The sequence below is a fragment of the Mesorhizobium sp. M0676 genome (assembly GCF_040320535.1).
Lineage (GTDB): Bacteria > Pseudomonadota > Alphaproteobacteria > Rhizobiales > Rhizobiaceae > Mesorhizobium.
In genome coordinates this window covers 66,905-86,458 of record NZ_JAMYPU010000026.1, presented here as the reverse complement: position 1 = coordinate 86,458, position 19,554 = coordinate 66,905, and the positions used below count along the sequence as shown (strand labels likewise).

The 19,554-nt window shown below is 64.4% G+C and carries 17 protein-coding genes; 8 read left to right on the top strand and 9 right to left on the bottom strand.

Features of this window, described 5'->3' with window-relative positions:
* Nucleotides 1–86: 86 nt before the first annotated feature.
* The 4 genes from NKI35_RS24700 to NKI35_RS24685 form a co-directional block, all read right to left on the bottom strand.
* Nucleotides 87–476: a type II toxin-antitoxin system death-on-curing family toxin gene (locus NKI35_RS24700; RefSeq protein ID WP_352741679.1), complete on the bottom strand. Its 390-nt coding sequence runs from the start codon at nucleotides 474–476 to the stop codon at nucleotides 87–89.
* Nucleotides 473–694, bottom strand: coding sequence for an AbrB/MazE/SpoVT family DNA-binding domain-containing protein (locus NKI35_RS24695; RefSeq protein ID WP_352652858.1), 222 nt, complete (start codon nucleotides 692–694; stop codon nucleotides 473–475). The genes NKI35_RS24700 and NKI35_RS24695 overlap by 4 nt, the downstream gene beginning before the upstream one ends.
* Nucleotides 695–767: 73 nt before the next feature.
* Nucleotides 768–2,888 (bottom strand): methylmalonyl-CoA mutase, encoded by a 2,121-nt coding sequence (scpA, locus tag NKI35_RS24690; protein WP_352741678.1) that lies wholly within the window; start codon nucleotides 2,886–2,888, stop codon nucleotides 768–770.
* Nucleotides 2,885–4,327, bottom strand: a complete 1,443-nt coding sequence (locus NKI35_RS24685) for a methylmalonyl-CoA mutase subunit beta (RefSeq protein ID WP_352741677.1) — start codon at nucleotides 4,325–4,327, stop codon at nucleotides 2,885–2,887. Before NKI35_RS24685 ends, scpA begins: the two co-directional genes overlap by 4 nt.
* Before the next feature lie 349 nt (nucleotides 4,328–4,676).
* On the opposite strand from NKI35_RS24685, the gene NKI35_RS24680 reads away from it, so the two are divergent.
* Nucleotides 4,677–6,221 carry a helicase HerA-like C-terminal domain-containing protein gene (locus NKI35_RS24680; RefSeq protein ID WP_352741676.1) on the top strand — a complete coding sequence of 515 codons (1,545 nt, stop codon included), beginning with the start codon at nucleotides 4,677–4,679 and terminating at the stop codon, nucleotides 6,219–6,221.
* A gap of 37 nt (nucleotides 6,222–6,258) precedes the next feature.
* Here NKI35_RS24680 and NKI35_RS24675 read toward each other — a convergent pair whose 3' ends face one another.
* On the bottom strand, nucleotides 6,259–7,158 hold the full coding sequence (locus NKI35_RS24675; RefSeq protein ID WP_023702216.1) for an SMP-30/gluconolactonase/LRE family protein: 900 nt from the start codon (nucleotides 7,156–7,158) through the stop codon (nucleotides 6,259–6,261).
* A 105-nt stretch (nucleotides 7,159–7,263) separates the two neighbouring features.
* Here NKI35_RS24675 and NKI35_RS24670 point away from each other — a divergent pair, with 105 nt between their 5' ends.
* The 7 genes from NKI35_RS24670 to NKI35_RS24640 all read left to right on the top strand — a co-directional run bounded on the left by NKI35_RS24670 (nucleotide 7,264) and on the right by NKI35_RS24640 (nucleotide 13,628).
* Nucleotides 7,264–7,983: a FadR/GntR family transcriptional regulator gene (locus NKI35_RS24670; RefSeq protein ID WP_352741675.1), complete on the top strand. Its 720-nt coding sequence runs from the start codon at nucleotides 7,264–7,266 to the stop codon at nucleotides 7,981–7,983.
* Between the two features lies 1 nt (nucleotide 7,984).
* Nucleotides 7,985–9,187: a mandelate racemase/muconate lactonizing enzyme family protein gene (locus tag NKI35_RS24665; protein WP_023702214.1), complete on the top strand. Its 1,203-nt coding sequence runs from the start codon at nucleotides 7,985–7,987 to the stop codon at nucleotides 9,185–9,187.
* Between the two features lie 23 nt (nucleotides 9,188–9,210).
* A complete protein-coding gene (locus NKI35_RS24660) occupies nucleotides 9,211–10,188 on the top strand; it encodes a sugar ABC transporter substrate-binding protein (protein WP_352741674.1) in 978 nt (325 codons plus the stop codon).
* A gap of 87 nt (nucleotides 10,189–10,275) precedes the next feature.
* Complete coding sequence (locus NKI35_RS24655) at nucleotides 10,276–11,253, top strand: ABC transporter permease (protein WP_023702213.1); 978 nt, start codon at nucleotides 10,276–10,278, stop codon at nucleotides 11,251–11,253.
* 3 nt (nucleotides 11,254–11,256) lie between these two features.
* Complete coding sequence (locus NKI35_RS24650; RefSeq protein WP_023692780.1) at nucleotides 11,257–11,988, top strand: ATP-binding cassette domain-containing protein; 732 nt, start codon at nucleotides 11,257–11,259, stop codon at nucleotides 11,986–11,988.
* A 12-nt stretch (nucleotides 11,989–12,000) separates the two neighbouring features.
* The gene (locus NKI35_RS24645) at nucleotides 12,001–12,756 is read left to right on the top strand and encodes an SDR family oxidoreductase (protein ID WP_023692781.1); all 756 of its coding nucleotides are present in this window, start codon (nucleotides 12,001–12,003) and stop codon (nucleotides 12,754–12,756) included.
* 2 nt (nucleotides 12,757–12,758) lie between these two features.
* Nucleotides 12,759–13,628, top strand: coding sequence for an aldose 1-epimerase (locus NKI35_RS24640; RefSeq protein WP_352741673.1), 870 nt, complete (start codon nucleotides 12,759–12,761; stop codon nucleotides 13,626–13,628).
* Nucleotides 13,629–13,632: 4 nt separating this feature from the next.
* On the opposite strand, the gene NKI35_RS24635 is transcribed toward NKI35_RS24640, so the two are convergent.
* Genes NKI35_RS24635 through NKI35_RS24620 form a run of 4 tightly spaced genes read right to left on the bottom strand, consistent with a single transcriptional unit; the run spans nucleotide 13,633 to nucleotide 19,554 of the window.
* Nucleotides 13,633–14,109, bottom strand: a complete 477-nt coding sequence (locus tag NKI35_RS24635) for a DUF4189 domain-containing protein (protein ID WP_352741672.1) — start codon at nucleotides 14,107–14,109, stop codon at nucleotides 13,633–13,635.
* Nucleotides 14,106–14,801 (bottom strand): hypothetical protein, encoded by a 696-nt coding sequence (locus NKI35_RS24630; RefSeq protein WP_352741671.1) that lies wholly within the window; start codon nucleotides 14,799–14,801, stop codon nucleotides 14,106–14,108. Before NKI35_RS24630 ends, NKI35_RS24635 begins: the two co-directional genes overlap by 4 nt.
* A gap of 13 nt (nucleotides 14,802–14,814) precedes the next feature.
* Entirely contained in the window at nucleotides 14,815–15,390 is a 576-nt protein-coding gene (locus NKI35_RS24625) for an invasion associated locus B family protein (RefSeq protein WP_023670757.1), read from the bottom strand.
* A gap of 9 nt (nucleotides 15,391–15,399) precedes the next feature.
* Entirely contained in the window at nucleotides 15,400–19,554 is a 4,155-nt protein-coding gene (locus NKI35_RS24620) for a YadA-like family protein (protein WP_352741670.1), read from the bottom strand.

The window sequence follows — 19,554 nt, the reverse complement described above, 5'->3', positions numbered from 1 at the left end:
GTGGCGCTCCCATGAAGAACCTGGCCCATAGCGCATCCTTTGATTCGGACGAAAAGTATGCGCCATCAAAGCCTGGGATCAAACATCTAGTCTTCAAGCTTGACGAGGTAGTCGCGGAAGAAAGCCGCCGCACCAGCTTCATCGATTTCGCCTGAGGCAACGGCCATAACAAACGCGTAGAGCGTGCCGTCGTCGGCTATCAGGACATGGCCGTTCACGATCAAAAATGCGCCGGCTGCCACGATTGCTGTCCGTTTGTTGCCATCGACAAAAGCATGGTTCCTGGCGATGCCGAAGGTATAGGCGGCTGCGAGATCCTCAATCGAAGGGTCTCCATAGTTGGCCTTGTTTTCGGCGCGTGCGAGCGCAGATTCGAGAGCATTTTCGTCTCTCAAACCTTGCGCTCCGCCATGGCGGCGCAACTGCTCGGCATGCATCGCTTCGACAGCTCGCCGCGTCAGAAATTCCCAGCTCATTCGGCGAGCTTCTGAAGCGCGACCTTGTATTTCTCCATGACCTTTCGGGCAGCTTCCATTTGCCGCTCGAAACTGTCGTCAACTGGCTCGAGGGCAACCCCCCTTTCCGTTTCGACGATCTGAAGTTGATCGCCCGTCTTCAGGTTCAGGCGGTCGAGCATCTCCTTCGGCAGGATCACGCCGTCGGAATTGCCGATCTTGCGAATGGTAGTGTTCATGGCACAGCACCTTGTTACAACGCCAATTCTAACGCGAATAGCGCTGCGTTGCAACAGGGATTATAACAAGCACTTAGCCCGCCAGCAGCCGGTCCAGCAACCGATCCGCAGCCTCCGGGATAACCGTCCCTGGCGGAAAGATTTCCGCGGCACCCGCTTCCAGCACTGCGCCGTAATCCTGCGGCGGGATGACGCCGCCGGCGACGATCAGCATGTCGCTGCGGCCGAGCTTCTTCAGCGCGTCGCGTAGTTCGGGGATCAGCGTCAGGTGCCCCGCCGCCAGCGATGAGGCGCCGATGACATGGACGTCCTGCGCCACCGCCAGCCTGGCGATCTCGTCGGGTGTCTGGAACATCGCGCCGACCGTCACGTCGAAGCCGAGATCGGCGAAGGCGGTGGCGATCACCTTCTGGCCACGGTCGTGGCCGTCCTGTCCCATCTTTGCGACCAGGATGCGCGGCTTGCCGCCGGACTTCTTCTCGAAAGCTTCGAGCTTCTCCAGCAATCGGTCGACCGTCAGATTGTCGCCAAGCGCATTGCGATAAACGCCGGAGATCGTTTGCACCGAGGCGACGTGACGGCCAAAGACCTTTTCGAGCGCCAGCGAGATCTCGCCGACCGTGGCATTGGCGCGCGCGGCGAGGATGGCAAATTCGAGCAGGTTTTCGTTACCCTGCGCAGCGCGGGTCAGCGCATCGAGCGCGCTCTCGACCGCGCCGACATTGCGCGTGCCTTTCAGGTTCTGCAGCTTCGACAATTGCCGGGCCTTGACCTCGGCATTGTCGATCTTCAGCACGTCGACCTCGCTATCGTTCTCCGGGCGATGCGCATTGACGCCAACCAGTATCTGCTCGCCGGAATCGATACGCGCCTGCGTGCGCGCCGCCGCTTCCTCGATGCGCAGTTTTGGAATGCCCTGTTCGGTTGCCGCCGCCATGCCGCCAAGCGCCTCGACCTCTTCGATATGGGCGAGCGCACGCGCCGCCAGATCGTGCGTCAGCCGTTCGATATAGGCCGAGCCGCCCCACGGATCGATGATGCGGGTGGTGCCGGATTCCTTCTGCAGGATCAACTGCGTGTTGCGGGCGATGCGCGCCGAGTGGTCGGTCGGCAGCGCCATCGCCTCGTCGAACGAGTTGGTGTGCAGCGACTGGGTATGTCCCTGCGTCGCCGCCATCGCCTCGATCATGGTGCGGGTGATGTTGTTGTAGGGGTCCTGCGCCGTCAGCGACCAGCCGGAGGTCTGGCAATGGGTGCGCAGCGACAGCGAGCGTTCATCCTTCGGTGCAAAATTCTTCTGCATCAGGGTCGCCCACAACAGGCGCGCCGCGCGGAGCTTGGCGATCTCCATGAAGAAGTTCATGCCGACCGCCCAGAAGAAGGAAAGCCGCGGGGCGAAACGGTCGATATCGAGCCCGGCGGCGACGCCGGCGCGGGCATATTCGATGCCGTCGGCGATGGTGTAGGCGAGCTCCAGGTCCGCGGTCGCGCCGGCCTCCTGCATGTGATAGCCGGAGATCGAGATCGAATTGAACTTCGGCATGTGCTGGGAGGTATAGGAGAAGATGTCAGACACGATCCGCATCGAGGGCTTCGGCGGATAGATGTAGGTGTTGCGGACCATGAACTCCTTCAGAATGTCGTTCTGAATGGTGCCGGCGAGATCCTTCTGCGCAACTCCTTGTTCTTCGGCCGCAACGATATAGAGCGCCATGATCGGCAGCACCGCGCCGTTCATGGTCATCGACACCGTCATTTCGCCCAGCGGGATGCCGTCGAACAATTGCCGCATGTCGAGGATGGAATCGATGGCCACGCCCGCCATGCCGACATCGCCTGATACGCGCGGATGGTCGCTGTCATAGCCGCGATGGGTGGGCAGATCGAAAGCGACCGAAAGGCCCTTTTGGCCGGCGGCGAGATTGCGCCGGTAGAAGGCGTTGGATTCCTCGGCCGTCGAGAAGCCGGCATATTGCCGGATCGTCCACGGCTGCTGGACATACATAGTCGGATAGGGACCGCGCACGAAGGGCGGCATTCCCGGATAGGTGTCGAGATGCGGAAGCCCCTTGAGATCGCCCTGGCTGTAGAGTTGCTTGACGGCGATGCCTTCCGGCGTCAGCCGCTGGCCCTTGACCTCGACCGGCGCTCGCCGTGGCGCCGACCAGCCAATATGGCTGAAATCCGGGATCACTGTGCGGCTCCGATTGCCTGGTCGATGCGGACGGGAAACAGCGCCTCGCACACCGCCACGCCCTCTGTGAAAGGCGGCCGCCGCTCAGCCGCCAGCGTCTCGACCGGGGCATCGTTTTTCAGCGGGTAAAGCGTGGTGCCGATGATTGCCCGTTCACCCGACCGGTAGGCCTCGGCGCGGCGCTCGGATGCTGCCTTGACGCGCTTCTGGATATGCCCTTGCTGCAGGCTTGCCAGAACGCCGCCTTCCGCTTCGATCCGCTGGAACTCTTCCCACGCCGCTTCGCACAGGCCCAGGGTCAGCGCCTCGACTGCGCCCGACCCAAATGCTGGGTCGGCGACATGGTCGATATGGCTTTCATTGGCCATGATCAACTGCGCATTGCGGGCGATGCGGCGGGCAAAGCCGGCCGGCAGCCCGAGGGCGATGGTGTGTGGCAGGATGGAGATCGAGTCCGCGCCGCCTGCTGCCGCTGCAAAGCTGGCGATGGTGGTGCGCAGGATGTTGGTTTCGGGATCCGCCGCCGTCATCATGCGGAACGACGTCTCGGCATGGATGTTGGCTGTCGATGCCGGGATGGAACAGGTTTCCTGGATGCGCGCCCACAGCCTGCGCAAGGCCCGGACCTTGGCCATCGACAGGAACTGGTCCTGGTCGACGCTCAGCGCAAAGCCGATATGGGGAGCGGCATAGACAAGCGGCTGGCGCGCATCCTCGAACATCCTGAGGTATGACACGGCGGAAGCGAGCATGGTGCCGAGTTCCTGCGCTTCCGTGGCGCCGGCATTGTGGAACACCCGCCCGTCGGCCTCCAGCAGCACACCCGGCACGCCCAGCGAGAAGAAATGCGCCAGCGATTGCGGCATCGATGCCTGCAACGCCTCGATCGACATGCGCAGCCGGCCGGTTCCGGCAAAGATTGCCGCCGGGTCGATGCCGAAGGAGAGGTTCAGCTTTGCCGGGTCGGAGCGGCGCTTGCTCAGGAACGCCACCAGCCAGTCGGCGACGGCACGGCTCCAGGGATGGGCGTCGATGCGGATCTGCGTGCGGTTGAGCGGTACGCCATCCAGCACCGTTTCCAGCGCCTGCGCCGTCCTTGGCAGGCCATAGCCGAACGCATTCGGAGCACCCTCGAAGACAAGCGACAATCCCGTCGCGCCTTGTGCCACATCGTCCAGGGCCTGCGCCTTGGCGCGGCCGATATCGGGATCGTCAATGCGCTGGCTGACGATCCAGGGCAATTTGGGGTTGGCGCGCACAAGCGGCTCGGCGCCGGCGGCGCGATCGTAGAGCGGTTCGATGCGAATCTGATCGTCGGTATGCGAGACCAGTTTTTCCTCGAAGGAGGCGCCGGCGAGCGCCTTTTCGGCCAAGGCCAGCCAACGCTGGCGCTCGACGTCAGCGGGTTCGACACTCCTGGTCAAGGCTCCGGCGCCCATCCATGTTCCTCTTTTCTATGCGGCCGCACCAGCGTCAGCCGTCCAGTCTACGGTTCCCTGCCAGATATCGCAATGCAATGCGCCTGCGACGGCTGGATTCGATGTCCTGGATATAGGGCAGCCTACGTGGACGAACCATGAACGATTGCCAAACAGCGGCAAAATCCGCAAGTTCCAAAAACCGATTTGGAGGATTGGTTCAACTTAGACGATTGGCCCCATCTGGATGAATAGCCAACTGGATGGATAGCCCAATTGGAGAATAGCATTGTCGCTGCGCAATGGCCTGACTATACCCTGCGGCAAGGCCACAGGCTTTTAACACATCAGTTTGCGGAGACATGGCCATATGGCTGACGACACCAGCATTTTCCTCGGCGCCAGCCGCAAGCCCGACGACAGCTATCAGCGCGCCGAACAGCTCTTGCTGCAATATGGGAACCGCCATGGCCTGATCACCGGCGCCACCGGCACCGGCAAGACAGTCAGCCTGCAGATCCTGGCCGAGGGGTTTTCCAATGCCGGCGTGCCTGTGTTCTGCGCCGATATCAAGGGCGACCTGTCCGGCATTGCCATGATGGGCAAGGCGCAGGATTTCCTGGTCAAGCGGGCCGAGCAGGTCAAGCTCGACCCTTATGACTTCCAGGAATTCCCGGTCATCTTCTGGGACCTGTTCGGCGAGCAGGGCCATCCGATCCGCGCCACCGTCTCGGAAATGGGGCCGCTGCTTCTGTCGCGGCTGATGAACCTCTCCGAAGCGCAGGAAGGCATCATGAACATCGCCTTCCGCATCGCCGATGAGGATGGCCTGCTGCTGCTCGACATGAAGGATCTGCAGGCGCTGCTGGCCAACATCGCCGAGCGCGCCGACGAGATCAGCTCGCGCTACGGCAATGTCACCAAGCCGTCGGTCGGCGCAATCCAGCGCACGCTTCTGGTGCTGGAACAGCAGGGCGCGGCGCATTTCTTCGGCGAACCGGCTTTGCGCATCGCCGACATCATGCGCACTACCCGCGACGGCCGCGGCGCCATCAGCGTGCTCGCTGCCGACAGGCTGATGATGAACCCCAGGCTCTACGCCACCTTCCTGCTCTGGCTGATCTCGGAACTGTTCGAGGAATTGCCCGAGGTCGGCGATCCCGACAGGCCGAAGCTGGTGTTCTTCTTCGACGAGGCGCATCTGCTTTTCGACGAAGCGCCGAAGGTGCTGATCGACCGCGTCGAACAGGTGGTTCGCTTGATCCGCTCCAAGGGCGTCGGCGTCTATTTCGTCACGCAGAACCCTTTGGACATCCCTGAAAAGGTTCTCGCCCAGCTCGGCAACCGCGTGCAGCACGCGCTGCGCGCCTATACGCCGCGTGAGCAGCAGGCGGTCAAGACCGCCGCCGACACCTTCCGGCCCAACCCGGATTTCGACTGCGCCACCGCCATCACCCAGCTCGGCACCGGCGAGGCGCTGGTCTCGACGTTGGAGGTCAAGGGCGTGCCGTCCATGGTGCAGCGGACATTGATCCGGCCGCCATCGTCTAGGCTTGGCCCGATCACGGCGGACGAGCGCCGCAAGCTGATCGACCAGAGCCCGGTCGCCGGCCAGTACGACCAGACCATCGACCGCGAATCGGCCTTCGAGATGCTGCAGAAGAAAGCCAGGGATGCGCAGGACAAGCAGGCGCAGCAGGCCGACACTGGCCGCTCGCGCTGGACCATTCCGGGCTTCGGCAATGACGATCCGCCGCCGCAGCAATCAGGCGGTCGCCGGGCCCCTGCACCACGGCCGTCCAACCGCCAGACGGTGGCCGAAGCCGCGATCAAAGCTGTCGTGCGCTCGGTCGGCTCGTCGGTCGGCCGCGCGATCGTGCGCGGGATTCTGGGCAGCCTGTCCAGGGGGCGGTAAAAGGCATCAGCCCGCAAGAATGCCGCATGGCGGGCACCTAACCGAAACGGTTGCTCGGTCGGCCTCGTTCTCCCGGCCGGAGCGCAAAAACGCCGCCCTCGTTCGGATGCGCGTCAAGGTGCTCCGCCGTCATCGTGAAGCGCGCCGAGGTGACGAACAGCGTATCGAGTTTGGCGCCGCCAAAGGCGCAGCTTGTCGGCCAGGAGCAGGGTAGTTCGACGATCCGATCCAGTCGGCCGTCCTGCGCGATGCGAGCAAGGCAGCTGCCGCCGACGACCCGGCAGTTCCAGATGTAGCCTTCGGCGTCCATGCAGGAGCCGTCGGGCAGGCCCCGCTCGAAGGCCCCGAAAAACCGGCGCCGGTGTTCAAGCCGCGATGCGGTCCTGTCCCAAGCATAGCTGTAGAGTTCGTTCTTCATTGTGTCGGCGGTGATGAAGCGACCGTCCGGTGTCCATGCCATGGTGTTGGTGATGCCAAAGCGGTCGTCGGACAGGCGCGTCACGCGGCCGTCGGGAGCAACCCGAAACAGCTGCCCGGCCTCCTGCGTGATGGCGACGGGCGCATCATCCGGTCCGATGTTGTTGGCCATCGTGCCGACCCAGAATGACCCATCGGGCGCGATGACGCCTTCATTCAGCCGGATGTCGGGTCTGTCCGGCTCGATCGTCGCAATCGTTCGGAACTTCCCGCCGAAGTCCCACAAGGCAATCTCGTTCCTGAGGCCGACAATGGCGCCGCCATCGGTGCGCAGGCCGATCGAGGTGACCAGATCGGGTGTCTCCCAGGACTCGTGAACTGAGGTCAGCGGATCCAGTCTGTGGATCCTGCGGCCGATAATGTCGATCCAGACCAGCCGGTCGCAGCGGTCGTCCCAGATCAGGCTCTCGCCGACGACATCACGCGCATCGAAGAGCAGGCCAGCGTTCATATCGTCCATGCGGTTCCTCCAGACCAGCGCATCCAGAACACGCTTGACATATATCTTTCGGATGAATTATCAGCAACTGAATAACAACCTGTCATACAGGTTTAAGGGAGAGACATGCAGGATCTGACGGAGACAGCGGCTGAGCCGAATCCCGGCCTTGTGAGCACGGCGATCCAGGCGATCACCCAGCACATTCGCTCGGAGGGCCTTGCGGCCGGCGATCCGCTGCCCAGCGAAGCGGCCATGACGCGCCAGCTCAATGTCTCGCGAACCGTCGTGCGCGAAGCGTTCCGGTCGCTTTCTGCAATGCGCCTGATCGACATGAGCGCCGGGCGCCGCGCCACCGTCGCCAAGCTCGACACCGGCGCCATGTCGATGGTGATCGAGCACGGCATCACCACGCAGCAGATCAGCGTGCATCAGGTCTATGATGTCAGGCGCACGATCGAGATGCGCACCGTGGCGCTGGCGGCGCTCCGCCGCACCGAGGCGGAAGCCGCGGCAATCGCGCAATCCGCCAGGCTGATGCGTGAGAATTTCCAGCACCCTGAGATCGTCATGGAGCACGACATCGCCTTTCACGAGGCGATCGCGGCGGCCTCGCACAACCCGGTCTTCTCGCTGATCGTCACCGCCTTCAGCGGGGTCACGCGCCGCACCTGGGTGATCGGCTGGCGGACACGCTCCTCCAGCGAAGACCAGCTCAAGATGATCAAGGGGCACGAGGACATAGCCGAGGCGATCCTCAAGGGCGATCCGCGGCTCGCCGTCGAGCACATGGCGCAACATTTCGACAAGAGCGTCAAGGCGCTCCTCGACGCGGGAATCGCCTGACATGAAGATCACCGCGATCGAGACCATTCGCATCGAGGAGCGGCCCAACCTTCTCTGGGTCGAGGTCCATACCGACGAGGGCATCACCGGGCTCGGCGAGACCTTCTTCCTGTCGCGCACCGTCGAAGCGTATCTGCACGAATATGTCGCGCCACGCGTGATCGGCCGCGATCCGCTCGAGATCGACCTTTTATCCGCCGACCTTGTCGGCTATCTCGGCTTCCGCTCCAGCGGCGCGGAGGTGCGCGGAAATTCGGCCTTCGACATCGCGCTGTGGGACATTTTCGGCAAGGTCACAGGCCAGCCGATCGCTCAGCTTCTGGGTGGCTTCAGCCGTCGCTCCATCCGCACCTACAACACCTGCGCCGGCACCGAATACATCAAGGACGCCAAGGGCCAGACGACGGCCAATTACGGCATCGGCGCCGGGCGCGACTACGACGATCTCAACGGCTTTCTCAACCGCGCCGGCGAGTTGGCCGAGGAACTGCTCGAGGACGGCATCACTGCCATGAAGATCTGGCCGTTCGATCACGCCGCCGAAAAGACGCGTGGCAATGACATCTCGGCGGCCGACCTGAAATCGGCGCTGCAGCCGTTCGAGAAGATCCGCCGCGCCGTCGGCGACAAGATCGACATCATGGTCGAGTTCCATTCGATGTGGCAGCTTTTGCCGGCCATGAAGATCGCCGGCGCGCTGAAACCTTATGCCACTTATTGGCACGAGGACCCGATCCGCATGGACAGCCTCGGCGACCTGAAACGCTACGAGGCGGTGAGCCCGGCGCCGATCTCGGCCTCCGAGACACTGGGCAGCCGCTGGGCCTTCCGCGACCTGCTCGAAACCGGGGCTGCCGGCATCGTCATGCTCGACATCTCCTGGTGCGGCGGCCTGTCGGAGGCGCGCAAGATCGCCGCGATGGCGGAGGCCTGGCGACTGCCGGTCGCGCCACATGACTGCACCGGTCCGGTCGTGCTCGCCGCCTCGACGCATCTGTCGCTCAATGCGCCCAATGCGCTGGTGCAGGAGAGCGTGCGCGCCTTCTACCGCACCTGGTACCGGGACCTGGTGACGGCGCTGCCGGAAGTGAAGAACGGCATGATCACCGTGCCGCCTGGACCGGGCCTGGGGCTGGCGCTCAACCCCGACCTCGGCAAGGCCTACACCGTCCAGCGCCGCGTCTCCGACAAGACCGACATCTAGGAAATCCAAAGGGAGGAATTGAAATGAGAAAACTGACTGCAACACTTCTGCTTGGCGTCGCTATCTTCGGCGCCCAGACCGCCGCGCGTGCCAACGGGTTGAACATCGTCTTCACCCACCATTCGTCGGCATCGAACACCTTCTGGCAGGCGGTGAAGAAGGGTTTTGACGACGGCTGCGCCAAGGTCGAGGCCAGCTGCAACATGGTCTTCACCCAGACCGAGGGTTCGATCGAACAGCAGGTCGCCAACATGCGCGCGGCCCTTGCCGCCAAGCCCGACGCGCTGCTGACCTCGATCGTCGACGACCATGCTTTCGATGACGTCATCAAGGAGGCGCGCGATGCCGGCGTGCTCGTGATCGCCGTCAATGTCGACGACACCGAAGGCGCCAAGGGCAATGCGCGCCAGGCCTTCGTCGGGCAGGGCTTCAAGCCGGCGGGCTATTCGCTCGCCAAGGCTATATCCGAAAGCTTCCCGAAGGATGGCCCGATCAAGGTGCTGGTTGGCATCTCGGCGCCCGGCCAGAACTGGTCCGAGAGCCGTGGCGCCGGCGTGATGCAGTTCCTTGAGGAATACAAGGCGGCGCATGCCGACCGCGATGTGTCGTGGGAGCGCATCGACAGCGGCACCGACCTTGCCGTCACCTCCGACCGCGTCGGCGCCTATCTCAACGCCCATGCGGACACCACCGCCTATTTCGACACCGGATTCTGGTGCGCCGGTGTCGCCCGCGTGCTGCAGGATCGCGGCGTAGCGCCGGGCAAGGTCCTGCTCGGCGGTTTCGACCTGGTGCCCGAAGTGCTGCAGCAGATGCAGAAGGGCTACGTGCAGGCGCTGGTCGACCAGCAGCCCTACATGCAGGGCTTCATGCCGGTGATGGAGGCCTATCTCAACAAGAAGATCGGCGTGGCGCCTTCCGACATCGACACCGGCCAGGGCATCGTGCGGCCGAACGAAGCCGATGCGATCATGGCGCTTTCCGCCCAGGGAATGCGCTGACAGCGCAGCGTCGATGAGCGGTTTTGCATAGGCGGCGCCCGCGCGCCGCCGATGCCTCAACAGAAGTTCGAATTCCTGGAGCCTGACGTGAAGCGTCTTTTCAAGACCTATCTCGAAAAGCCGGAGCTGGCCGGTCTGATCCTGCTCTTGCTGCTGATCATCGTGTTCCAGATCCGCTCGCATGGCGTGTTCCTCAACCAGGACAATCTTCGCGGCATTCTCGGCATCCTGCCGGAGGCCGGCCTTGTTGCCATCGGCGTCACCATCCTGATGATCAGTGGCGAGTTCGACCTCTCCGTCGGCTCGGTGTTCGCGCTGATGCCGATGACGATGGCGGTGCTGATGGTGCACGACGCCCCGTTCCCGCTGGCGCTGCTCGCCGGACTGCTTGTCGCAGCCGCCATCGGCTTCATCAACGGCTACATCACCATCCGCTTCGCCATACCGAGCTTCATCACCACGCTCGGCATGCTGTTCATGGCGCGCTCGCTCACCGTCGTCGTTTCGGGCGGCTTCCCGCCGCTGCTGCCTGCCGACCTGCCGAACTGGCTGTTCACATCCTTCGTGGGCCCCGGCAACATGTTCCGCATGTCCTTCCTCTGGTTTGCCGGCATTGCGGTGCTGACCTCGCTGATGCTTTCGCGCACCAATTTCGGCAACTGGATCAAGGCCACCGGCGGCTTCCCGCCGGCCGCCGCCGCGATGGGGATCCCGACCACCAGGGTCAAGATCATCTGTTTCATGCTCTGTTCGATGCTCTCCGGCTTCGCCGGCATGCTGCAAGTGCTGCGGCTGGGCTCGCCCTTGCCTTCGATCGGCGAGGGCATGGAACTGCAGGCGGTGGCGTCCGCCGTCATTGGCGGCGCTTCGCTCGCCGGCGGTATCGGCACCGTGATGGGCGGCATCATCGGCACGACGCTTATCCGCGTCATCGATAACGGCCTCGTGCTCAGCCATGTCGACGCCAACTGGTTCAAGTTTGCCATCGGCTTCCTGACCATATTCGCCGTCGTCGCCAATGCTTGGATGCGCAAGCGCGCCAAGGCCATCAAGATGGAGGATTGAGCGATGGCCGACGCGATCATCTCCGTGCACAACCTTCACAAATGGTATTCCGGCGTCCATGCGCTGAAAGGGGTGACGCTCGACTTCACCCGGGGCGAGGCGCTTGGCCTGGTCGGCGACAATGGCGCCGGCAAATCGACCCTCATCAACATCCTCTCCGGCGTCCACACGGCGGACCAGGGCGAGATCAAGGTCGAGGGCAGGACTGTCCGCATCGCCAAGCCGCGCGATGCGATGGATCTCGGCATCGAGACGATCTACCAGTACAATTCCATGGTACCGACCATGTCGATCGCCAGGAACCTGTTCATCGGCCGCGAGCCGACCCGGTTTTCGGTCTTCGGCGTCGGCTTGCTCGATCAGAAGAAGATGGCCAGCGAAAGCATCCGCGCGATTGCCAATGTCGATCTGCACCTGCGCTCGCCGGATGCCCTTGTCGGCGAGCTTTCCGGCGGCCAGCGGCAGGGCGTCGCCATCGCCCGGGCAATGCATTTCAAGTCGAAGGTGATGATCCTCGACGAGCCGACCAACCATCTCTCCGTCAAGGAGACGAGGAAGGTGATCGGCTTCGTGCGTGGCCTGAAAGAGCAAGGCATCACCGGCGTCTTCATCAGCCACAACATGCATCATGTCTTCGAATGCTGCGACCGCGTCGTGGCGATGGCGCGCGGCGAAATCGTGCTGGACAAGCGGGTCGCGGAGACCTCGATCGATGAAGTCCACGGCGTTCTGTAAGAGGTGGCGGCAATGAAAGCCCTTGCCGATCGCGTCGTGCTTCTGACCGGCGGCCTTGGCTCGCTCGGCCGTGCCCAGGCGGTGACGCTGGCGCGGGCCGGCGCGCGCGTGCTGGTGCTCGATCGCCCCAATAGCGAAGACGGGCCAGGGATTGCCTCGGAAATGGCCGCGCAGACAGGCGGCAACGTCGCCTTTGTCGGCTGCGACCTCAACCGGCTTGCGGAGGCGGAGGCTACGGTGGCGGCGCTGGCGGCGAGGGAAGGGGGCATCGACGTCTTGATCAACAACGCTGCCCTGATCATCAACCGGCCGTTCGAAGAATTCTCGCTGACCGAGTATGAGGATCAGATCCGTGTCAACTCTTCGGCCGCCTTCGCCTTGGCGCGGGCCTGCGCGCCGGCGATGAAGGCGAAGGCCTATGGCAAGATCGTCAATTTCTGCTCCATCACGCTCAACGGCCGCTGGGACGGCTACGTGCCCTATGTCGCGTCCAAGGGCGCGATGCTGGGTCTGACCAAATCGCTGGCGCGGGAGCTTGGGCCGCACGGCGTCCGGGTCAACGCCGTGTCCCCGGGCGCGGTTGTTTCGGAGGCCGAGGCGCGGGTGTTCGGCGACCGGCTGGCGCAATACAACGAGTGGATCCTGGAGAACCAGGGTCTCAAGATGCGCATCGAGCCGCATCACGTTGCCGATCTCGTACTGTTCCTCGCATCGCCCGCCTCGGACATGATCAGCGGCCAAAATATCGCTATTGACGGCGGTTGGTAGGGATGGCCGGCCTCCTGGAACTGCGCGACGACCGCGCCCGTCTGGTCCTGGCGCCGCAAAAGGGCGCAGCGATCGCCCGCTTCGACGCACTGGTCTGCGGCGCAACGGTGCCGCTGCTCCGCCCCGACGATGGCACCGGCGCCTCCGGCTGCCAGCTTCTGGTTCCCTGGTCGAACCGCATCTCAGGCGGCGGTTTCGCCTTCGACGGCCGCTTCCATGCGATCGAGCCGAACGTGCCGGGGGAGGCCTTTCCAATCCATGGCGACGGCTTCCAGAGGGAGTGGCGGATTGCCAGCCACAGCGCCACCGAGGCAGAACTGGTCCTCGACGCCGGTGAAATCGGCCCCTACCGATATACGGCGCGGGTCGCCTATGCGCTGCATGACGGGGCCTTGGATGCCACGCTCACGGTGGAGAATCGCACCGGCATTCGCCTGCCTTACGGGCTCGGCTTTCATCCGTGGTTCCCGCGCAGCGCCGGAACGACGCTCGAGGCGAAGGCGGCGCGGGTCTGGCTGGAGGACAAGCATCATCTGCCGGTCGGCGTGGCGCCGGTGGCCGATTACCCCGCGTGGAATTTCTCGAACGCCTCCCTGTTGCCGCGAAGCTGGGTCAACAACGCCTTCGACGGCTGGGACCGCCGCGCCAGGATCACCCGGCCCGAGGACAGGATCGCCATCTCGCTCACGGCCTCGCCGCCGCTCGACGTCTTTATCCTCTATTCGCCGTCGATGGATGCGGATTTCTTCTGCTTCGAGCCGGTGTCGCATACCGTCGATGCGCATCACGGCGAAGGGCTGACCCCGCTTGAGCACGGCGCTACGCTGAGTGCAAACATGCGCCTTGATTGGCATTCCACCACTTCGCTCTGATGCGTCATGTGCACACCCACTCGCGGATCTTGCATTTCTGTCCGCTTCGCTCGCAGGCCTGCAGTGTCAGGTCTTCGGCATCCCGGCGTGTTTGCGCCGTCTCGGCGCCCCAGCGGGTCAGCCGCCCTTCCGGCTTCTCGCCTACGGCGAGGGCGCCGCAATGCTTGTAGGGAAAGCCGGTATTGTCGTCGTCATCCCAATGGCGATGATTGCGGAATACGCTGACCACGGCGCAGCTGCCGCCGCCGGCGTTCTGGCAATGCTTCAGCGCGATGTCCATCGCCTCCTGCCGCTTGTCGGCGCCCCAAAAGAAGCCGTGCTTCTCGTCGGGGCTCGAATAGGCGATCGCCGCCCAGATGCCTCTCTCCTCCTGGGCCGGCGGCTCGGGCACGTCCGCCGCCGGGGCTAGGTCCGCCGCGCCCAGCCGCCCGGCGCAAAGCAACAGCATGCCGATCGCCGCAATGGCGGAATTCACCCTCATTGTACGCCTCCTTGTTTACCTGCTGCCGAGGCCACGGAAATGACGACGCAGCTGTTGCCGGTTGGCAGCAGCATCGCGTTGCCCCCTCCATTGGCGAGTTCATAGACGCTGATTTGTCCAAGATTGTTGGCGAGCTTGCTGTCTTTCGGAAGCAGGGCCGGAACATCGGCGCAATTGGCCGCGAATGGCGCCACCCTGACCATCGTACCTTCGCAAACGGATGCGGTGGGTGCTGCGAACACCAGGCCTGCCGCCGGACCGCTGTAGCCCTGTGTAGCGTAGTTCATGCCGACCAGGGCTTCCACGAGGTGTTTGTCGGGGGCCTCGTTGTTCCAGATCGACTGGACGCTGTACGTCGTGCCGGTCGTCAGCATCTGCCCAAGGGCTGGGAAAATGTTGGAACAAGACTGCAAGCCTGCCTCTTTGGCATGCTGCAGAAATGGCGTTTCGGCCAGGGCCGGATTGGGCTGGTTAGTCTCCGCGACCGCCGGCTGCTGCAATAAATTGTGGAGCAGGTCGTAGCGCATGGCCGCGAAGCCGGCCGTGGCGACGACGGCAATGGCGAGCAACGAGAAGACAGCGGTCCTCGCGCGGTTTCGTTGCGGTCTGCTCCGGTCTTCGATGCCAACCCGGACAGCATCCTTTCCCTGGTTGCGGGACATTATCCGGTCATGGATCGATTGCTGGTTCATCGCGATTGCCTCGTCAATTGATCGCCGCAACGGCCGCGGCCAAGCCCTTAAGGGTCGCGGTTACGTTGATCGTCCTGCCATCCGTGGTCGGGAAGGAGATGACGGATGCCGCGGCCTTCGAAATCTGTTCGCGCATGATCGGACCAACCGGCAGCATGCCGACGCAGACGGCCTGATTGCATCCGTCGAGTTGAATTTTTATCGGCTCCTTGCGCCCCTCGAATGTCAGCGAGACAGGAGCGTCGCTCTTGGCGATCGGCGGGGCGCGCAAGATCATGTAGGGGTTGCCTTCCTTGGTGGCGGCAAGCGACCAGCTGAACGCAACCTGTCCTGCCTGGTCCTCGATGATCTGGGTGACATTGCAGACCTTTTGGCGCGCCTTCAGGTTCTCGTCGCAGATCAGCGTCCAGTTCTCGAACGGACGGGTGGTCCGTTGATACTCGCCAAGCTTCGCATCCGCAGGGATCGCTACGTCGGAAGGTTTTACCCTGTAGCCGGAAGGGATCGCTTCCTGCCCGGCCGCTAACGGGCCGGACAGGAGCATTGACGTCATGGATATCGCGACAGCAAGGACTGCCTGCCTGATCATGGCCGGGCTCTAGTTCAGCGTAAGGCTGACGCCCGCGCCGACGCCCCAGTGCCCGCCTGCCGTCGTGCCGGACAGGTTCGCTCGAACACGTCCCTCCTCGCTGGTGTAGCCGGCGCCGAAGGCCAGGGCGCCTTCACCGCGCCAATAGCCTCCGCCGGCGGCCACGCTCAGCTTGCCGGGACGATCGTCGTAGCGCAGCGAGCCGGCCGCCAAGCCGATTGCCGCAGCCTGGCGCGCCTCGCCCCTGACCTCTCCCATGTCCATGTTGAGCTGGCTGAGTTTGGAGTCCGCATACGCATTGGCTTGCTGCAGCGTGGTGGCCGCCACCTGGTTGGTGTAGTTCTTCGAATTGTCCAGGTTGAGTGCTAACCCGCTGTTGAACTGCTGAACATTGACCGCATCGGTGTTGGCAACGCCCGCCCCGACATTGTGGATGACGACCGGCGTGTTCGGGTCGCCGCCGGCAAGCGTTATCGAGTTGGACTTGTTGCCGTTCCCGTCCTTGTCGTACTGGACGGCGAACTGGTTGAGGTCGCCGACGCTACCCTGCATGGCTTCGACCGCCTGGTTGGTGGCGAAGAGCTGGCTGCCGTTGATGGCGTCGGTGGAGGTGCCGCTGATCCGGCCCGCCGCGACATTGGTGACGGTGCGCTCGTTGCCGACGGTGCCGACGCTGACCGTGCTCGTCGGAGCTGTTCCGGCGAAGGTATAGGCAACGCCGTTGATCGTGGTGCCGGTGGTGGCGACCGCCGCCGCCGTCGTCGAGCCCGCGCCGAGCGCGACGCTGCCCGGCTCGTTGGCCTTTGCGCCGGCGCCGAGCGCCACCGCCTGCGCTCCGTTGGTGGTCGCGTTGGTGCCGAGGGCGATGCTGTCGGCCTGGTTGACGGTCGAGTTCTGGCCGATCGCAATGCCTCCCGGCGCCGTCTGCTGCACGATGGCGCCGTTGCCGATGCCGATGCCATTGTCGCCATTGACGGTGGTGCGCGGACCGACCGCAACCGAATCGACGCCGACCGCGAGCGAATCCGCTGCCGTCGAATTGGCATGGAAATACAAGCTTCCCGTCACCGCGAACGAGCTCAGCGCGCCCTTCAACTGGCGGAGCGTGACCGCGTCCTGGTCCTGCGTGCCGTCGGCCACGTTGATGATCTGGCGATAGGAGGTGGAGGTGCCGACCGAGACGGCGCCGAGCAGGCTCATGTCCGCGGTGTTGTAGGGAATGAGGCCGGTGCCGGAGAGGATCGATCCCGAAACGGGCGCGACCGCCCGATCCGAAACCGAGCCGGCGCCGAGCGCCACGCCGCCGATGACGCTCGCCTGGGTGTCGCGGCCGAGCGCCAGCGCATTGTCGGCGCTCGCGGTCGCCTGGTAGCCCAGGGCGGAAGAGCCGATCCCTTGCGCGAAGGAGTCCGCGACGGCAAGCGTCCTGTCGTTGGTGCGCACATAGCGGATGCCGTCGCCATTGGCGTCGGTGTAGGCCAGCGAGGTGTCGCCGGTAATATTGCTGATCGAATTGCCGAGATTGGTGATGTCAGCAGTATTGGCGGCGATATCGGTGGTGTTCTGCGTCACCTGCTGGTTGGTCGCAAACAGCTGCGAGCCGTTGACCGCATCGGTCGAGGAGTTGCTGAGCCGGCCCGCCGCGACATTGGTGATGGTCCGCTCCGCGCCGACCGCGCCGATGCTGACGGTGCTCGTCGGCGTCGTGCCGGCGAAGTTGTAGGCGACGCCGCCGATCGTCGTGCCGGCGGTGCCGACCGCCGCGGTGGTTACCGAGCCCGAGCCCAGCGCCACGGCGCCTGCGTTGCCGGCGGTGGCGTTAGCGCCCAGCGCGAGCGCATCCGCTGCGCTGGCATTCGCTTGCTTGCCGAGGGCGGTCGCTTGAGCGTCGGTTGCGAACGCGTTCTGGCCGATGGCGGTGCTGGACAAACCTGTGGCGTTGGCATTGGCGCCGATGGCGGTGCTGTACTGGCCCGAGGCCTTGGATATGTATCCCATCGCCGTTGCGTCGAGGGCCGATGCGACGGCGCCGCTGCCGATGGCCGAGGCGTTTGCGTCGGAGGCGCTCGAATTGACACCGGCCGCGATGGCGTTCGTCCCTGTCGCGGTCGCGACTGGTCCGATGGCGACGGAGTCTGTGCCGGTCGCCGACGAATCCGCCGCCGTCGAGTTGGCGTGGAAATACTTGATGCCGCCGCCGGTGCTGATGCTGTTGATCGTGTTGCCGAGATTGGTGATGTCGGCGGTGTTGGCGGCGATGGCCGTCGTGTTCTGCGTCACCTGCTGGTTGGTGGCAAAGAGCTGCGAGCCATTGACCGCATCGGTCGAGGAATTGCTGAGCCGGCCCGCTGCGACATTGGTGATGGTCCGCTCCGCGCCGACCGCGCCGATGCTGACGGTGCTCGCCGGCGTCGTGCCGGCGAAGTTGTAGGCGACGCCGCCGATCGTCGTGCCGGCGGTGCCGACCGCCGCGGCGGTTACCGAGCCCGAGCCGAGCGCCACGTCGCCGGAACTCGCCGTCGCCGTCGCGCCATTGCCCAGCGCGACATTGCCGGCAAGGCCGGCGGCACCCGCCGTCGAGCCGTTGCCCAGCGCCACGGAGCCTTGTCCGACGGCCTTGTTGTTGTTGCCAATGGCGACGGCGCCGGCGGCCTGGTTGGCCGCGGTGGCGGTTGCCGTGCCGTCGCTGTTGGCGATGTTGTTGGCGCCGCCGGTGAAGGCGCCGGTGCCGCTGGCATAGCTGGGATCGCCGATGGAGACCGCGCCGTTGCCAAAGGCTGTGTTGCCGGCGCCGATGGCGACAGCCTTGCCGCCCGTCGCCGTTGCATTCGTGCCCACTGCAACAGCGTCGGCGGAATTGGCGACCGCCGCATTACCGATCGCCACGGCGTTGGTGGCGCTGGCCTTGGAGCCGATGCCGAGCGCGGTGCTGGCAATCCCGCTGGCGGCGGCGCTGACACCGGCGGCAAGAGAATTGTCTCCCGTCGCATTCGCGCCGGAACCGAACGAGGAGGCGTTTGCGCCGCTGGCAACGGCGGTGTTGCCAATAGCAGTGCTGGCGGAGCCACTCGCAACCGAGGTAGCGCCCATCGCGGTGGCGAAAGCGCCCGAAGACAGCGAATTGGTGCCGATGGCGATGCTGTTGGGCAGGGCAGTGTTGGCCTGAACGCCTGCCTGCGCACCGACGCCGAATGCGATGGATTGGTTGCCCCATGCACTGGCGGTGTTGCCCATCGCCGTTGCGCCCGTTCCGGTCGCTTTGGTCAGGACGCCGATGGAGACCGTGTTCTGTTGAGATGCCAGCACATCCGTACCAAGGGCGATGGCGCCCTGCGATAGCGCGCCTGTTCCCACGACGGTGCGCCCGCCAATGTTGATGGAGTTGATGCTAGTCGCGGTCGCCTGGAAACCGATGGCGACGGCATTCTGGTTGCTGGCGACGGCGCTGTTACCTTGCGCAATCGAATCCACGCCGGATGCTGTTGCCCCAAACCCGAGCGCGGTGGCGCGCAGCCCGGTCGCCCGGGTAACATAGCCGATCGCCGTCGAGTTCAGTCCGTCGGCACGCGCATTCAGGCCAAAGGCGGCCGCGCCTGTGGTTGCAACCGAATTGACGCCAATCGCGCTTGCTGCGTCCCCGTTGGCCTTGGCGTTCCCGCCCACGGCGAGGGCATTGACGCCGGTTGCGCCTGCGAAGACACCTATGCCTATGGCATTGAGGCCATTGACACCCATCGCATAGCCGATGGCGATCGTGCCGTCGCCCGTTGCACTGTTGGAACTGCCCAACGCCACGCTGTTGTTGCCATTCGTCGCGGTGCCGTTACCGATGGCGACGGCGTTGCCGCCGGTCGCCGAACCACCGCCAGCCTGGTATTGCGCCTGGGCCGGTGTGGCGATGCCGATCGCGGCGATCGCGGCCATGCCGCCGATCATGCTGGCCGGGCTCACGCCGCAGGCCAAGGCCGAACGCACGCTGGTGCCGACGCCCAACGTCCCCAACCCCAAACCCTTGCGGCGCATTCCAAGCGTACGATGCGCCATGCGCAGGACCGCCATCAGGCGGCGACGAACCGAGCGACTGTCGGCCGCACCCGCGATCCAGTTTCCGACAAATCCAGGAAGAAATTCGATCCTTGCTTGCCCCTCGACGCGTCTGGTCAT

Excerpts from the sequence above, each read along its gene's own strand:
- NKI35_RS24630 (WP_352741671.1), bottom strand. The coding sequence starts at position 14,801 with ATGAACCAGCAATCGATCCATGACCGGATAATGTCCCGCAACCAGGGA.
- NKI35_RS24685 (WP_352741677.1), bottom strand. The coding sequence starts at position 4,327 with ATGGGCGCCGGAGCCTTGACCAGGAGTGTCGAACCCGCTGACGTCGAG.
- NKI35_RS24645 (WP_023692781.1), top strand. The coding sequence starts at position 12,001 with ATGAAAGCCCTTGCCGATCGCGTCGTGCTTCTGACCGGCGGCCTTGGC.
- NKI35_RS24650 (WP_023692780.1), top strand. The coding sequence starts at position 11,257 with ATGGCCGACGCGATCATCTCCGTGCACAACCTTCACAAATGGTATTCC.
- NKI35_RS24635 (WP_352741672.1), bottom strand. The coding sequence starts at position 14,109 with ATGAGGGTGAATTCCGCCATTGCGGCGATCGGCATGCTGTTGCTTTGC.
- NKI35_RS24620 (WP_352741670.1), bottom strand. The coding sequence starts at position 19,554 with ATGACCAGACGCGTCGAGGGGCAAGCAAGGATCGAATTTCTTCCTGGA.
- NKI35_RS24670 (WP_352741675.1), top strand. The coding sequence starts at position 7,264 with ATGCAGGATCTGACGGAGACAGCGGCTGAGCCGAATCCCGGCCTTGTG.
- NKI35_RS24625 (WP_023670757.1), bottom strand. The coding sequence starts at position 15,390 with ATGATCAGGCAGGCAGTCCTTGCTGTCGCGATATCCATGACGTCAATG.
- NKI35_RS24640 (WP_352741673.1), top strand. The coding sequence starts at position 12,759 with ATGGCCGGCCTCCTGGAACTGCGCGACGACCGCGCCCGTCTGGTCCTG.
- NKI35_RS24665 (WP_023702214.1), top strand. The coding sequence starts at position 7,985 with ATGAAGATCACCGCGATCGAGACCATTCGCATCGAGGAGCGGCCCAAC.
- NKI35_RS24675 (WP_023702216.1), bottom strand. The coding sequence starts at position 7,158 with ATGGACGATATGAACGCTGGCCTGCTCTTCGATGCGCGTGATGTCGTC.
- NKI35_RS24695 (WP_352652858.1), bottom strand. The coding sequence starts at position 694 with ATGAACACTACCATTCGCAAGATCGGCAATTCCGACGGCGTGATCCTG.
- NKI35_RS24660 (WP_352741674.1), top strand. The coding sequence starts at position 9,211 with ATGAGAAAACTGACTGCAACACTTCTGCTTGGCGTCGCTATCTTCGGC.
- NKI35_RS24700 (WP_352741679.1), bottom strand. The coding sequence starts at position 476 with ATGAGCTGGGAATTTCTGACGCGGCGAGCTGTCGAAGCGATGCATGCC.
- NKI35_RS24680 (WP_352741676.1), top strand. The coding sequence starts at position 4,677 with ATGGCTGACGACACCAGCATTTTCCTCGGCGCCAGCCGCAAGCCCGAC.